This is a genomic window from Methylobacterium sp. ME121 (assembly GCF_000974725.1).
Lineage (GTDB): Bacteria > Pseudomonadota > Alphaproteobacteria > Rhizobiales > Beijerinckiaceae > Methylobacterium > Methylobacterium radiotolerans.
Map to the genome: position 1 here is coordinate 1 of NZ_BBUX01000023.1, position 14690 is coordinate 14690.

Annotated in this window: 12 protein-coding genes and 1 pseudogene; 6 read left to right on the forward strand and 7 right to left on the reverse strand. The window is 70.4% G+C overall.

Annotated features, from left to right (window positions below; genetic code table 11):
* Positions 1-188: pseudogene (locus tag ME121_RS15955) on the forward strand (SGNH/GDSL hydrolase family protein); the annotation flags it as partial.
* 3 nt (positions 189-191) lie between these two features.
* A complete protein-coding gene (locus tag ME121_RS15960; RefSeq protein WP_059409173.1) occupies positions 192-884 on the forward strand; it encodes a GDSL-type esterase/lipase family protein in 693 nt (230 codons plus the stop codon).
* On the opposite strand, the gene ilvD is transcribed toward ME121_RS15960, so the two are convergent.
* Positions 885-2714, reverse strand: a complete 1830-nt coding sequence (gene ilvD, locus ME121_RS15965; RefSeq protein WP_012319801.1) for a dihydroxy-acid dehydratase — start codon at positions 2712-2714, stop codon at positions 885-887.
* Positions 2715-2841: 127 nt separating this feature from the next.
* Here ilvD and ade point away from each other — a divergent pair, with 127 nt between their 5' ends.
* Both ade and ME121_RS15975 read left to right on the forward strand, forming a co-directional pair.
* Positions 2842-4563 carry an adenine deaminase gene (gene ade, locus ME121_RS15970; protein WP_059409174.1) on the forward strand — a complete coding sequence of 574 codons (1722 nt, stop codon included), beginning with the start codon at positions 2842-2844 and terminating at the stop codon, positions 4561-4563.
* Positions 4564-4649: 86 nt separating this feature from the next.
* Entirely contained in the window at positions 4650-5075 is a 426-nt protein-coding gene (locus ME121_RS15975; protein ID WP_012319803.1) for an organic hydroperoxide resistance protein, read from the forward strand.
* A 153-nt stretch (positions 5076-5228) separates the two neighbouring features.
* Here the strand turns inward: ME121_RS15975 and ME121_RS15980 are convergent, their stop codons facing one another.
* The 6 genes from ME121_RS15980 to ME121_RS16005 all read right to left on the reverse strand — a co-directional run bounded on the left by ME121_RS15980 (position 5229) and on the right by ME121_RS16005 (position 13856).
* Positions 5229-6062: an HTD2 family dehydratase gene (locus ME121_RS15980; RefSeq protein WP_024829675.1), complete on the reverse strand. Its 834-nt coding sequence runs from the start codon at positions 6060-6062 to the stop codon at positions 5229-5231.
* Position 6063: 1 nt separating this feature from the next.
* Positions 6064-7212, reverse strand: coding sequence for an acyl-CoA dehydrogenase family protein (locus tag ME121_RS15985; RefSeq protein WP_059409175.1), 1149 nt, complete (start codon positions 7210-7212; stop codon positions 6064-6066).
* Between the two features lie 10 nt (positions 7213-7222).
* Entirely contained in the window at positions 7223-7972 is a 750-nt protein-coding gene (locus ME121_RS15990) for an SDR family oxidoreductase (RefSeq protein WP_029357475.1), read from the reverse strand.
* Between the two features lie 43 nt (positions 7973-8015).
* A complete protein-coding gene (locus ME121_RS15995; protein WP_059409176.1) occupies positions 8016-9152 on the reverse strand; it encodes a CaiB/BaiF CoA transferase family protein in 1137 nt (378 codons plus the stop codon).
* A gap of 236 nt (positions 9153-9388) precedes the next feature.
* Positions 9389-12553: an efflux RND transporter permease subunit gene (locus ME121_RS16000; RefSeq protein ID WP_059409177.1), complete on the reverse strand. Its 3165-nt coding sequence runs from the start codon at positions 12551-12553 to the stop codon at positions 9389-9391.
* 49 nt (positions 12554-12602) lie between these two features.
* Positions 12603-13856, reverse strand: coding sequence for an efflux RND transporter periplasmic adaptor subunit (locus ME121_RS16005; protein ID WP_029357480.1), 1254 nt, complete (start codon positions 13854-13856; stop codon positions 12603-12605).
* A gap of 254 nt (positions 13857-14110) precedes the next feature.
* On the opposite strand from ME121_RS16005, the gene ME121_RS16010 reads away from it, so the two are divergent.
* Both ME121_RS16010 and ME121_RS33700 read left to right on the forward strand, forming a co-directional pair.
* On the forward strand, positions 14111-14338 hold the full coding sequence (locus tag ME121_RS16010) for a hypothetical protein (protein WP_029357482.1): 228 nt from the start codon (positions 14111-14113) through the stop codon (positions 14336-14338).
* A gap of 65 nt (positions 14339-14403) precedes the next feature.
* Positions 14404-14556: a hypothetical protein gene (locus ME121_RS33700; protein WP_179240027.1), complete on the forward strand. Its 153-nt coding sequence runs from the start codon at positions 14404-14406 to the stop codon at positions 14554-14556.
* Positions 14557-14690 lie beyond the last annotated feature (134 nt).

Sequence of the window (14690 nt, forward strand, 5' to 3'; positions counted from 1 at the left end):
ACGTCCTTGGGCGACTGGATCCGGCCGATCGAATCTTCGCGGCGCGGGATCTGAGCCGACTGTTCGAGGTCGAGACCCGTCCCCTGTTCACCGACATCGTCCACGTGACCTCGGAGGGGCGCCAGATGATGGCCGACCGCCTCCAGGCGGAGGTGATCGAGACAATCGGCATGGCGACGCCTGCCTGAGCCATGGCCGGACCGATCGTCTTCGTCGGGGACTCGATCACGGAGCTCTGGGGCTTCCATCGAGCCGGCACCTTCGAGGCTTACGACCTCATCCCCCGCGGCGGCTCCGGCCAGACGGCGCGCTGGATCACCATGCGGTTCGCCCGCGACCTCGCGGAGACCGAAGCCTGGGGCGTGCATCTCCTGTGCGGTGTCAACGATATCAGCCGCAACGAGGGCGTCTTCGTCCCGGTCGAGGAGATCTGCCGGACGCTCGCCGGCATGCTCGACGAGGCCCGCGCCCTGGGCGTGAAGGCCTGGATCGGCTCGCTGACGCCGGTGGACGGGATCCCGTGGAACCCGGAGGTGCGGGACGCACCCGCCATGATCGCGGCGGTCAACGCGTGGCTCCGCGACCATGCCCACGAGCATGGCGCGACGTTCATCGACTATCACGCCGTGCTGGCGACGGAGACCGGTGGGCTCCGGCCCGACTACGGGACGGACGGGCTTCACCTGAGCCCGGCGGGCTACGCGGCGATCGAGCCGCTGATGCTCCGAGCCCTGGGGCGGATCCCGGATGCCGGGCCCGTCCTGACCGCGAGAGAACCGCCCGCCGAGACGACAGGGTCCCTTCGCGCGCGCCTCACCGGCCTCGCGGTGGCAGCGGTGGCGCTGCTGGCCGCCATCACCGCCCTGGTTCTCGAACTCCGCTGATCAGACTCGGCGAACCGCGCCGTGCGCCGCGCTCGTCGTGAGCAGAGCGTAGGCGCGCAGCGCCGCGCTGACCTTGCGCTTGCGCGGCTTCGCCGGCTGCCAGCCCGCAGCCTCCTGGGCGCTGCGCCGCTGATCCAGTTCTGCCTGGTCGACCTCGAGCTGGATTCGCCGGTTCGGGATGTCGATGGCGATCCGGTCGCCGTCGCGCACGAGGCCGATCAGGCCGCCCTCGGCGGCCTCCGGCGAGACGTGCCCGATGGAGAGGCCCGACGACCCGCCGGAGAACCGCCCGTCGGTGACGAGGGCGCAGGCCTTCCCGAGCCCCTTCGATTTCAGGTAGCTCGTCGGGTAGAGCATCTCCTGCATGCCGGGACCGCCGCGGGGACCCTCGTAGCGGATCAGCACGACCTCGCCCGCCGTCACCTTGCCGTTGAGGATGCCGTCGACGGCCGCGTCCTGGCTCTCGAACACGCGGGCGGTGCCCGTGAAGGTCAGAATCGAGGCGTCGACGCCCGCGGTCTTCACGATACAGCCCTGCTCGGCGAGGTTGCCGTAGAGCACGGCGAGGCCGCCATCCTGCGAATAGGCGTGTGCCGCGTCGCGGATGACGCCGCCCTCGCGGTCGAGATCGAGCGCGTCGAACCGGGATTCCTGACTGAACGCCACCTGGGTCGGCACGCCGCCCGGCGCCGCTTGGTAGAAGGTCTTCACCGAGGCGGCCGGTTCGCCGCGCACGTCCCAGCGGGCGAGCGCGGCGCCGAGCGTCCCGGCCGAGACGTTGCCGACGCTGGTGTCGATCAGGCCGGCCCGGTCGAGCTCGCCCAGGATGCCCATGATCCCGCCGGCGCGATGCACGTCCTCCATGTGGACGTTGGCCACTGCCGGGGCGACCTTGCACAAAACCGGCACCCGCCGCGACAGCCGGTCGATGTCCGCCATGGTGAAGGGCACCTCGCCCTCGTGGGCGGCGGCCAAAAGGTGCAGCACCGTGTTGGTCGACCCGCCCATGGCGATGTCGAGGGTCATGGCGTTCTCGAACGCCCGGAAGCTCGCGACCGCGCGCGGCAGCACGCCGGCGTCGTCCTGCTCGTAGTGGCGGCGGGCCAGATCGACGATCAGGTGGCCGGCCTCGACGAAGAGGCGCTTGCGGTCGGCGTGGGTGGCGAGCACCGAGCCGTTGCCCGGCAGCGCCAGCCCGAGGGCCTCGGTGAGGCAGTTCATCGAGTTCGCCGTGAACATGCCCGAGCAGGAGCCGCAGGTCGGGCAGGCGGAGCGCTCGATGACGGCGACGTCCTCGTCGGAGATCCGGTCGTCGGCGGCGGCGATCATCGCGTCGACGAGGTCGACCTTCTTGGCGATGCCCGGCAGCTGGACCTTGCCGGCCTCCATCGGGCCGCCGGAGACGAACACGGTCGGGATGTTGAGGCGCAAAGTCGCCATCAGCATGCCGGGGGTGATCTTGTCGCAGTTCGAGATGCACACCATCGCGTCGGCGCAGTGCGCGTTGACCATGTACTCGACGGAATCGGCGATCAATTCGCGGGACGGCAGCGAGTACAGCATCCCGTCGTGGCCCATCGCGATACCGTCATCGACCGCGATGGTGTTGAACTCCTTGGCGACGCCGCCGGCCGCCTCGATCTCCCGCGCGACGAGCTGGCCGAGATCCTTGAGGTGGACGTGGCCCGGCACGAACTGCGTGAAGGAGTTCACCACGGCGATGATCGGCTTGCCGAAGTCCGAGTCCTTCATGCCGGTGGCGCGCCAGAGGCCGCGGGCGCCGGCCATGTTGCGGCCGTGGGTGGTGGTGCGTGAGCGATAGGCGGGCATCGAGAGCTTCGACCAGTTCAAAGGTGAGCGGCTTCTGCGCCCGCGCCCGCGCATCCGCAAGCGTCGCCGAGGGGCTGGCACCCGTGGCATGCTTCTGGCGGATGGCAGGGCGGAGGGGCGACTCGCGATGACACAGGTGGATTTCCTCCGGCGGGCCATCGCGCAGGGTCAGGGCCGCGTCGACGCCGACGTCGTCCTGAAGGGCGGCCGCTTCCTCGACCTCGTCACGGGCGACCTCGTCGCCTCCGACATCGCGATCTGCGGCGACCGGATCGTCGGGACCTTCGGGCAGTACCGCGGCGCCCGGGAGATCGACGTGTCCGGCAAGGTCGTGGTGCCGGGCTTTATCGACACCCACTTCCACGTCGAATCGTCGCTGATGCCGCCGCAGGAATATGAGCGGTGCGTCCTGCCGCACGGCGTCACCACCGGGATCTGCGACCCGCACGAGATGGCCAACGTGCTCGGCACCGACGCCTTCACGTGGTTCCTGAGATCCGCCGAGACCCTGGCGATGGACCTGCGCGTGCAGCTCTCCTCCTGCGTCCCCGCCACCGACCATCTGGAGACCTCCGGCGCCCGGATCGAGGCGCAGGATCTCGCCCCCTTCGCGGCCCATCCGAGGGTGATCGGCCTCGCCGAGTTCATGAACTTCCCGGGCGTGCTGGCGGCGGATCCGGGCGTGCTGGACAAGCTCGCCGCCTTCCAAGGGCGGCACATCGACGGGCACGCGCCGCTCCTGCGCGGCCTCGGGCTCAACGGCTACATCGCCGCCGGCATCCGCACCGAGCACGAGGCAACCTCGCCCGAGGAGGCCCGCGAGAAGCTCTCGAAGGGCATGACCGTGCTGATCCGGGAGGGCTCGGTCTGCAAGGACCTGCACGCCCTCGCGCCGATCCTGACCGAGCGGACGGCGCCGTTCCTGGCCTTCTGCACCGATGACCGGAATCCCCTCGACATCGCCGAGGAGGGCCATCTCGACTTCGTCGTCCGCACGGCCATCGCCCTCGGCGTGCCGCCGCTGGCCGCCTACCGCGCGGCGTCCTGGTCGGCGGCCCGCGCCTTCGGGCTGCACGACCGGGGCCTCGTCGCGCCCGGCCAGCGCGCCGATCTCGTGGTCCTCGACGATCTCGCCGCCTGCGCAGTGTCGCGGGTGCTCAGCGCGGGGCGCCCGGTCGACGCAGCGCTCTTCGACGCGCGCGCGCCGGTCGAGCCGATCGGTCGCCGGAGCGTGCGGGCGCGGCGCGTGACGGCGGCGGACTTTGCCGCGCCGGGCTCCGGTCCGTCGACGCCGGTGATCGGGGTGGTGCCCGGTAAGATCATCACTCTGCGCCACGACCTCACCTTGCCCTATTCCGGCGGCGAGCGCCGGATCGACCTGGGTCAGGACGTCATCAAGGTCGCCGTCGTCGAGCGCCACGGCCGCACGGCACCGGGCGGGCGCGGCATCGGCGTCGCGTTCGTCAAGGGATTCGGCCTCCGGCGCGGGGCCATCGCCTCGTCGGTCGGGCACGACAGCCACAACATCACGGTAGTCGGGGCGGACGATGCCGACATGGCCGTGGCGGTGAACCGGCTCGGAGAGATCGAGGGCGGCTTCGTGGTGGTCGAGGGCGGCCGCGTGCTGGCCGAGATCGCGCTGCCGGTGGCCGGCCTGATGAGCCTGATGCCGTTCGAAACCATCCGGCGATCCCTCGTAACCCTGCGCGACGCGGCGCGAAGCCTCGATGTCGTCCTCCCCGAGCCCTTCCTGCAGGTCGCGTTCCTGCCCCTGCCCGTCATTCCTCACCTCAAGATCACCGACCGGGGTCTCGTGGATGTCGACCGCTTCGCGCTGATCGACCCTTGAAATTAGATTGCGCGCAATCTAACTGGGCTGTGCGGAAGCGAGTCGGCACCTACATGCCGGCGGCATCCCCCAAACCGGAGAGTCCCATGCCCGTAGACGTGAAGTACCGCACCTCCGCCACTGCCACCGGCGGCCGCGACGGCGCCGCTCGGACGGCCGACGGCAACTTCGAGGTTAAGCTCTCGACTCCGAAGGAGCTCGGCGGCGCGGGCGGTCCGGGCGCGAACCCGGAGCAGCTCTTCGCGTCCGGCTACTCGGCCTGCTTCCTGGGCGCCATGAAGGCCGTCGCGCCGTCGCTGCAGCTGAAGGTCCCGGCCGACACCAGCGTCACCGCAGAAGTCGGCATCGGCCCGCGCTCCGAGGGCGGCTTCGGCATCACCGCCGACCTGACGATCAGCCTGCCGGGCCTCGACCGCGCCGACGCGCAGAAGCTCGTCGACGCCGCTCACCAGGTCTGCCCGTACTCCAACGCGACCCGCGGCAACGTCAACGTCGGTCTGAAGCTGGCCTGAGCCCGCTCGGCGCGGGCCGCGCGTGCGCGCGGCCCGCGCCCACTCGGCCCGTCGACGCATCCGCGGGCCGATGCGACGCCGCCGGCCACACGCGGCGCGCCGACGGCACTGATCCCCGGCTGATCCCAGGCGCGGACCGAGCGGTCCGGCCTCTCACGCGTCGCCCCGGGCCCGCATGCAGACATGGCCCGCCGCGTCGAGCGTCACGCCCTCGAACACTGTCCCGCAGACCCGCCCGCAGACCCGGAAGATCTGGTTGGCGGTCATCGGCGACACCCCGCGATAGGCGAATTTCCGCGGCCCGTGTCCCAGGAGCGTCGCGGCGAGGTTCATCAGCAGCGTGGCCTGCATCGGGCCGTGAACGACGAGGTCGGCGTAGCCCTCCACCCGCGTCGCGTAGGGCTGATCGTAGTGGAAGCGGTGGCCGTTGAAAGTCATCGCCGAGTAGCGGAACAGCAGCGTCGGCGTCGCCGATACGTCCCAGATCGCCGCGTATGCTTCGGGATCGTCGCGCTCGGGCGCAGCACTTGTTCCGGTCTGCGCACCCGCCGCCTCGCGGTAGACGATGTCCTGCCGCTCGCGGATCGCGACGCCCCGTCCTGTCGCCACCGTGTGGTCGACGGTGACGAAGCACAGGCTCCCGCTCCGACCGCTCTTGAAGGCGACGTCCCGCACGGTCTCGGTGCGCGTCACCGCGTCCCCCGCGCGCAGGCCCGAGGCCGTCTCGATCTCGCCCCCCGCCCACATCCGCCGGGGCAGCGGCACGGGCGGCAGGAAGCCGCCCTTGGCGGCGTGGCCGTCCGGACCGAGGGCATCGGCCGGTGGCGTCTCGGGCGCGAGGCACCAGTGCAGCGCCGGTGGCGCGATCCCGTCGGAGACCGGCGCCAGGTGAGGCGCGAAGGTCGCGCGGAACTCCGCGAGGAGGCGCGGGGTGACGAGGTCGGACGCCTCTCGCGTCCGGCCGATCCAGGCAGTGAGATCGGTCATCTCAGTACGACCGCGGCAGGCCGAGGACGTGCTCGGACAGGTAGGCGAGGATCAGGTTCGTGGAGATCGGGGCGACCTGATAGAGGCGCGTCTCGCGGAACTTGCGCTCCACGTCGTACTCCTCGGCGAATCCGAAGCCGCCATGGGTCTGGATGCAGGCGTTGGCCGCCTCGAAGGAGGCGTCGGCGGCGAGCATCTTGGCCATGTTAGCCTCGGCCCCGGGATTGGCGCCGCCCTCGTAGAGGGTCAGCGCCTCGCGGACCATGAGTTCGGCCGCGCGCATGTTCGCGTAAGCCTTCGCGATCGGGAACTGCACACCCTGGTTGGCGCCGATCGGCCGGCCGAACACGGACCGCTCTCCGGCATAGGCGCGGGCCCTGTCGATGAACCACTTGGCGTCGCCGACGCACTCGGCGGCGATCAGGATCCGCTCGGCATTCATGCCGGACAGGATGTAGCGGAAGCCCCTGCCCTCCTCGCCGATGAGGTTCTGCGCCGGCACCCGGAGATTGTCGAAGAAGACCTCGGTGGTGGCGTGGTTCATCATGGTGCGGATCGGCCGGATCGTGAGGCCGTTGCCCTTCGCCGCGCGCATGTCGACGAGGAGCACCGACAGCCCGTCCGTGCGCTTCATGCCCTCGGCCTTCGGCGTGGTGCGGGCGAGGAGCAGCATCAGGTCCGAGTGCTCGGCGCGGCTGGTCCAGATCTTCTGGCCGTTGACGATGTAGTGGTCGCCCTCCAGGCGCGCCGTCGTCTTCAGGCTGCCGGTGTCGGTGCCGGAGGTCGGCTCGGTCACGCCGAAAGCCTGGAGCCGCAGGCGGCCCTCCGCGATGGCCGGCAGGTACTCGGCCTTCTGCGCCTCCGAGCCATGCCGAAGCAGCGTCCCCATCGTGTACATCTGAGCGTGGCAGGCGCCGCCGTTGCAACCCGCCCGCTGCACCTCCTCGAGGATCGCGGCGGCGGCCGAGAGCGGCAGGCCGGAGCCGCCGTACGCCTCGGGGATCAGTACCGACAGGTAGCCGCTCTCGGTCAGCGCGTTCACGAACGCGGTCGGGTAGGCCATCTCACGGTCGAGGGCCCGCCAGTACGGTCCCGGGAAGCCGGCGCAGAGCTTGGCGACCGACTCGCGGATCTCGGTATAGGATTCCATCGGGAACTCCTCAGGCCGTGCGGCCGCCGTCGACCGGCAGATCGACGCCGGTGATGAACGCCGCCTCGTCGGAGGCGAGGAACAGGGCCGCCGCTGCGATGTCGCTCGCCTCCGACAGGCGCCCGAGCGGGATCGTGGCGATGAAGCGGTCGCGATTCTCGGGCGTGTCGAGGACGCCCATGAAGTGCTCGAGGAGCCCCGTGGCGCCCATGACCGGGCAGAGGGCGTTCACCCGGATCTTCCAGGGCGCCAGCTCCAGGGCGAGGGATTTCGAGGCGAGGCTCGCCGCCCCCTTGGAGGCGTTGTACCACGTCAGCCCCGGGCGCGGCCGCAGCGCCGCCGTCGAGCTGACATTCAGGATCGCGCCGCCGCCGGCGTCGCGCATCAGCGGGGCGACTTCCCGGACGTAGTGGAAGATCGACTTCACGTTGACCCGGAAGACCCGGTCGAAGTCCTCCTCGGTCACCTCCATCAGCGGCTTGTTGCGATGGGTGGTGCCGGCGTTGTTGACGAGAACGTTCGGCACGCCGAAGCGCTGCCGCGTCTCGGCGACGCTGGCGGCGACGTCGGCGGCCAAGCCGACATCGGCGGCGATCGCGATCGCTTTGTCGCCGAGTGCCGCGGCGACACGCTCGGCCGCCGCGCCGTCGATGTCGACGCAGGCGACCTTGGCGCCCTCCGCGGCGAAGCGCTGGGCGATCCCGGCCCCGAAGCCGCTGCCAGCCCCCGTCACGAGCGCGATCTTGCCGTCCAGTCTCATCGTCTCCTCCCGCCGTTCATGTTCTGCCGTCGTATCGCAGTCCTCAGTCGCGGCGACCGAATTCCTCCCGGATCCGCGCCCCGTGCTCGTCGATCGCCGGAACCGGGCCGAGGGCGCGGACCTCGCCGTCGATCAGCACCGGCGGCGCCACGATCCGGGCCGGCCCCGAAGGCGTCCGGACCTCCGCGCGGATCAGCGCCGGGTGCGCGGCGAGATCCGCCAGCGTGTTGACGAAGCCGTAGGCGGTGCCCGCCGCCTTCAGCCGGGCGGCGGCCGCGTCGCGGCTGAGCCGCACCAGCTCGGCGCCGACGCGCAGGTCGACCGCGGCGCGGTTGGCCACCCGGGCATTGTTGGACGCGAAGCCCTCGGCCCGGGCGAGGTCGGGCTCCCCGAGGACGCCGGCGCAGAAACTCGCCCACTCGCGCTCGTTCTGGATCGAGATCAGCACCAGGCTGCCGTCGGCCGTGGGGAAGGCGCCGTAGGGGCAGATCGAGGGATGCGCGAGGCCGACCCGCCGCGGGGCCTGCCCCGTCCCCTCGAAGTAGAGCAGCGGCACGTTCATCCAGTCGGCGGCGCCGCTGAACAGGCTGACCTCCAGGGCGCAGCCCTGTCCGGTGATCCCGCGGGCGATCAGCGCCTCGAGAACGGCGGCGTGGGCGTCCATCCCGCAGGCGACGTCGCAGACGGAGACGCCGACGCGCCCGGGTCCGGCCGGATGTCCGGTGATCCCGGCGAGCCCGCTCTCGGCCTGGACCAGCAGGTCGTAGGCCTTCATGTCGCTGTAGGCGTTGCCGGTGCCGTAACCGGAGATGTCGACGGTGATCAGCCGCGGATAGCGCGCCCGCAGCTCCGCCGCGCCGAAGCCCGCCCGGGCGGCCGCGCCGGGGGCGAGATTCTGCACGAACACGTCGGCCTGCGCGAGGATCGCGTGCAGCAGGCGGGCATCGGCCGGATCCTTGATGTCGGCGACGAGGCTCTCCTTGCCGCGGTTGAGCCAGACGAAGTAGCTCGCCAGCCCGTTGACCGCCGAGTCGTAGCCGCGGGCGAAATCACCCTCCGGCCGCTCGATCTTGATGACCCGGGCCCCGGCATCGGCGAGCCGCGAGGTGCAGTAGGGCGCGGCGACCGCCTGCTCCAGGGCGAGCAAGGTGAGCCCTCGCAGCGGCAGGTTCTGGCTCATCCGGATCCTTCGGCGTCGCGCGGTCTCATAGGGCCGGCAGCGAATGAACTGGAACGGCGAGCTCCCCCGCCAAGCGTGTTGCGGTGACAGGGCCGCCCGGCCGTCGGCTTCGCGGCGCCTGTCCCGCGACGCTCAGCGTCCTCGCGCGCGGAGCGAAGGGATCCAGATGCGTCACGCTCGCCGACGTCCCGCCGCCCTGGGTCGCTTCGCTCAGCGCGCGAAGGCGGCGGTCGGACTCATTCCGCCGCGCGCAGCGCCGGCGGGCCTCGAACCTCATCCACCGCCTCGGGATCGTCGAGCGCGGTGTCCACCGTCTGCGGCTTGTCCCGGAACGACAGCCGGTGCGCCAGCCGGTCGAGGTAGATGTAGATTACCGGCGTGGTGAACAGCGTCAGCACCTGGCTCACCGCGAGGCCGCCGACCATGGCGTAGCCCAGCGGCTGCCGGATCTCCGAACCGGTCCCGGTGGCGATCATCAGCGGGATGCCGCCGAGCAGAGCCGCCATCGTGGTCATGAGAATCGGCCGGAAGCGCAGCAGCGCCGCCTTCCGGATCGCGACCTCGGGCGAGAGACCCTCCTCGCGCTCGGCCACGATCGCGAAGTCGACCAGCATGATGCCGTTCTTCTTCACGATGCCGATCAGGAGGATGATGCCGATGAGCGCGATCAGGCTGAAATCGAACCCCGCCCACATCAGCACGGCCAGGGCGCCGACGCCGGCCGACGGCAGGGTCGAGAGGATCGTGAGCGGGTGGATGAAGCTCTCGTAGAGGATGCCGAGGATCAGGTAGACGACGAACAGGGCCGCGAGGATCAGCAGCGGCACCGTCGAGAGCGACTGCTGGAAGGCCTGGGCGGTGCCCTGGAAGCCGCTCACCACGGTCGGCGGCACCTGCAGCTCCCGCATCGCCCGGCCGATCGCCTCCGTGGCCTGCCCCAGGGCGACGTCGGGGGCGAGGTTGAAGCTGATCGTCACCGCCGGGAACTGCCCCTGGTGGTTCACGGCCAGCGGCGCCACCGGAACCGTCGTCCAGCGGGCGAAGGCCGCGAGCGGCACCTGCCCGCCGCCGATCGGTGCCTTGATGTAGATCTTGTCGAGACTCTCGACGCTGCCCTGAAGCGCCAGCAGCACCTCCAGCACCACGTGGTAGCTGTTCAGCTGCGTGAAGTACTGCGCGATCTGACGCTGGCCGAACGCGTCGTAGAGCGTGTCGTCGATCAGCTGGGGCGTGATGCCGTAGCGCGAGGCGGCGTCGCGGTCGATCGACAGCGTCAGGGTCGTGCCGCGGGTCTGCTGGTCGGTGGCGACGTCGCGCAGCTCCGGCAGCGTCTTCATCTTGTCGAGGATGCGCGGCGCCCAGGTGTTCAGCTCGGCGAGGTCCGGGTCCTGGAGGGTGTACTCGAACTGCGTCCGCGAGGTGCGGCCGCCGGTGCGCACGTCCTGCGTCGCCTGGATGAAGGTCCGGATGCCCTCGACGCGCTCCAGCTTCGGGCGCAGACGGCCGATCACCTGGAAGGCGTTGACGTCGCGCTCCTCGCGCGGCTTGAGCGTGATGTACATGCGCCCGGAATTGAGCGCCTGGCCGTTGCCGCCGAGCGACATGCCGACCGTGGCCACCGCCGGATCGGCCTGGACGATCGCGCCGACCTTCTCCTGCAGCGCCTTCATCGCCGAGAAGGAGATGTCCTGGCCCGCCTCGGTGACGCCGATCATGAAACCGGTGTCCTGCTGCGGGAAGAAGCCCTTCGGGATCGCCACGAACAGGTAGCCGGTCAGCGCCAGGGTGGCGAAGAAGACCAGCAGCGTGACGCGGCGGAAGCGCAGGGCGACGTCGAGGGCGTCGGCGTAGACCGCGAGCAGCCAGTCGAAGGCGGCCTCGCTCATCCGGTAGAGGCGGCCGTGACGCTCGGCGTCGTGGGCTTTCAGCAGCCGCGAGGCCATCATCGGGGTCAGAGTCAGGGACACGAAGGCCGAGACCGCGATGGTCATCGACAGCACCACGGCGAACTCGCGGAACAGCCGGCCGATGATGCCCCCCATCAGCAGGAGCGGGATCAGGACGGCGATCAGCGACACCGAGATCGACACGATGGTGAAGCCGATCTCGCCCGCGCCCTTGAACGCGGCCTCCATGGGCCGCATCCCCTCCTCGACGTAGCGGCTGATGTTCTCCAGCACGACGATGGCGTCGTCGACCACGAAGCCGACCGAGATGGTGAGCGCCATCAGCGAGAGGTTGTCGAGGGTGTAGCCCGCCATCCACATCAGCGCGCAGGCGCCGAGCAGCGCGAGCGGCACCGTCACGCTCGGTATCACGGTCGCCCAGAAGCTGCGCAGGAAGACGAAGATCACCCCGACGACCAGCGCGATCGTCAGCAGCAGGGTGAACTGCACGTCCTCGACCGAGGCGCGGATGGTCTGGGTGCGGTCGCTCAGGATGCCGACCTTGATGGCGGCCGGCAATGTGGCGGTCAGGCGGGGCAGCTGCGCCTTGATGCTGTCGACCGTGTCGATGACGTTGGCGCCGGGCTGCTTGAACACGACCAGGAAGATGCCGCGCTTGCCGTTGGTCCAGCCGGCCTGCTTGGTGTCCTCGGGACCGGCGACCGCCTGTCCGATGTCGCGGACGCGCAGCGGCGCGCCGTCGCGATAGGCGACGATGACGTCGTTCCAGTTGTGGGCCGCGGTGAGCTGGTCGTTGGCGTAGATGGTGTAGCTGTGGCTGCCGCCGTCGATGCTGCCCTTCGGGTTGTTGACCGTGGTGAGGGTGAGCTGCGCGCGCACGTCCTCCAGCGACAGGCCCTTGGCCACGAGCTTCGCCGGATCGATCTGGATCCGCACGGCGGGCTTCTGCTGGCCGCCGATGAAGACCTGGGCGACGCCCGAGATCTGGCTGATCCGCTGGGCGAGCTGGACGTCGACCGCGTCGTCGACGTCGATCAGCGGCATGCTGTCGGAGGTGGCCGAGAGCAGCAGGATCGGCGAATCGGCCGGGTTGACCTTGCGGTAAGTCGGCGGTGTCGGGAGGTTCTTCGGGAGCTGGCCGCTGGCGGCGTTGATCGCCGCCTGGATGTCGCTCGCCGCACCGTCGATGTTGCGGTTGAGGTCGAACTGGACCGTGACCGTCGAGATCCCGAGGGAACTCGTCGAGGTCATCTGCGACACGCCCGGGATCTGGGAGAACTGCCGCTCCAGGGGCTGCGCCACCGACGAGGCCATCGTCTCCGGGCTGGCCCCCGGCAGCTGCGCGGTCACCTGGATCGTCGGGAAATCCACCTGCGGCAGCGGCGCGACGCCGAGCAGCGGGTAGGCCACCACCCCGAGGAACAGGATGCCGACCATGATCAGCGTGGTCGCCACCGGAAACCGGATGAACGGGGCCGAGATGCCGCCCTTCATGCCCGGACCCCGCGCGCTGACACGGCCGCCGTGAGACGTGCCGCGCGCGTCACTGGACCGCCTCCGCCTGCGCGGTGTGCGCGCTGTGCGGATCGGCCACGAGGCTGCCGTCCTGCACCTTGTACTGCCCGGCTACGATTACCCGCTCGCCCGGCCGGAGATCGCCGCTGAGGATCCGCGTCCGCCCCGAATCCGAGCGTCCCGCCTTCAGCGCGCGCTGGTGCGCCCGGCTGGCATCGTCCACCACGAAGGCGAACAGGCCGTCGGGTCCGTGCTGGATCGCGTTGTCCGGCACCGTCGTGGCGACCGCGACGGTGCCGATCCGCATCTTGGTCGAGACCGACAGGCCCGGCCACAGCGCGTGAGTCCTGTTCTCGAAGACGGCCTTGAGGCGGATCGTGCCGGTGGCGGTGTCGACTTGGTTGTTGAACAGGGCGAGCTTGCCGTCCGCGAGCTTGGTCAGTCCGTCCGAGGTCCACGCCTCCACCGGCACGTCGCCGGCCTTCAGGGCCGCGGTGATCGCGGGCAGCTGGTCCTCCGGGGCCGTGAACACCACGAAGATCGGCTCGACCTGCGTGATCGTCACGATCGGGGTCTGTCCGGCCGCGTTGACGATGTTGCCGATATCGACCTGCCGGAACCCCGTGACGCCGTCGATCGGCGCGCGGATCGTGGCGTAGCCGAGCTGCGTGGTGGCGTTGTCGATGGCGGCCTGGTCGGACGCCACCTGCGCGGTGAGCTGGGCGACCAGGGCTGTCTGCGTCTCGGTCTGCTGCCGGGAGGCGTAGGCGCCGAGCCCGGTGTAGCGGACGAGGTCCGCCTTCGCGTTGCCGAGATTGGCCGTGTCCTGCTCCTTCTTGGCCTTCGCCTGATCGAGCGCCGCCTGGTAGGGCCGCGGGTCGATCTGCACCAGCACGTCGCCCTTGTGGACGGTCTGACCCTCGCGGAACGCCACCTGGTGGATCTCGCCGTCGACGCGCGTGCGCACCTGGACCGTGTTGTACGCCTGGACGGTGCCGAGGCCGTTCGACACGAGGGCGAACGGTCCCTGCTCCACCGTGCCGAGGGTGACGGGTACCGGCAGCGGGGCGGCCGTCCCGGTCTTCACCGCGGGCTGGTTCAGGCGCGTGTAGCCGTAGGCGCCGCCGCCTGCGACGGCGAGCAGCAGCAGGATCAGGCCGGCCGCGCCGGAGCGCTTCTTCGCCGGTCCGGTCCCGGCGCGATCCGCGTCGCCGAGGCCCCGGTCCGCGACCGTCCGGTCCGCGCGGGACCCGCCGCGGTCGTGCACGTCCTCACTCAGCATGCGCCGCTGTCCGCCCGTTGATCCCGCGCTTCGCCTGCCGGGATAATTTTGCATTCAATAGCATACAATGCGCGCGCCAGACATCGCGGCACGTCCCGGATCGCCGCAATGTTCCGTGAGTGGAAACCGTGCTACCGCCGCGGACCGAGGGCCGCGTCGCTCCGCCGGACGCCCTGTCCGGATGGTTCGCGCCCGGCGCTGGGGCGCGGAGTGCCCGCCGCGGTCGCGTCGAGGATGTAGGACCGGGACGCCGCATGACCCCGACACTGGAACTGGACGGCCTGAACGAGCTGCGCGACGCGCTGATCGAGGAGCGGCAGATCATCGTCGCGTCGGTGCGCAAGCTGCGCGACACGCGCCGGCAGAAGGGCACCTTCGTGCTGGGCGACGGCGCGGAGGCCGGGCCGCGGCTGGTCGCCGTACAGGGGCAGATCGAGGTGGTCGAATCCATCATCGCCGCGCTGACGCAATCCCGGGCCTGACGCGGCCGGTCTCGGCTCGCGGGAGAGCCGACCCGGCAGCCGGCGCAGGCCTCTGCCGATCGGGATTGGCACAGTTCGGTGTCCGAGATGTTTCTGAGGGTATCACCGGGCTTGCGCGGGATCGGGCTCTTTCCAAACAGTTCGAATTGGGAGAAGAGCGCCGCTCGACTGTTGAATTGTTAGATTTCGACTTCGCCCAAGGGCTGATCCTTGATTGAAATGCCGCCCTGCCGTGGGGTCTTGGGCATTCGACGCGCCGCTCCTGTGACGCGGACACGGTCGAGGATCCGTGCCGCGCCTCGCGCCGGCCCGAGGATCAGTTTGCCGGCAGTGAATCGTGCCGGGCGTGACG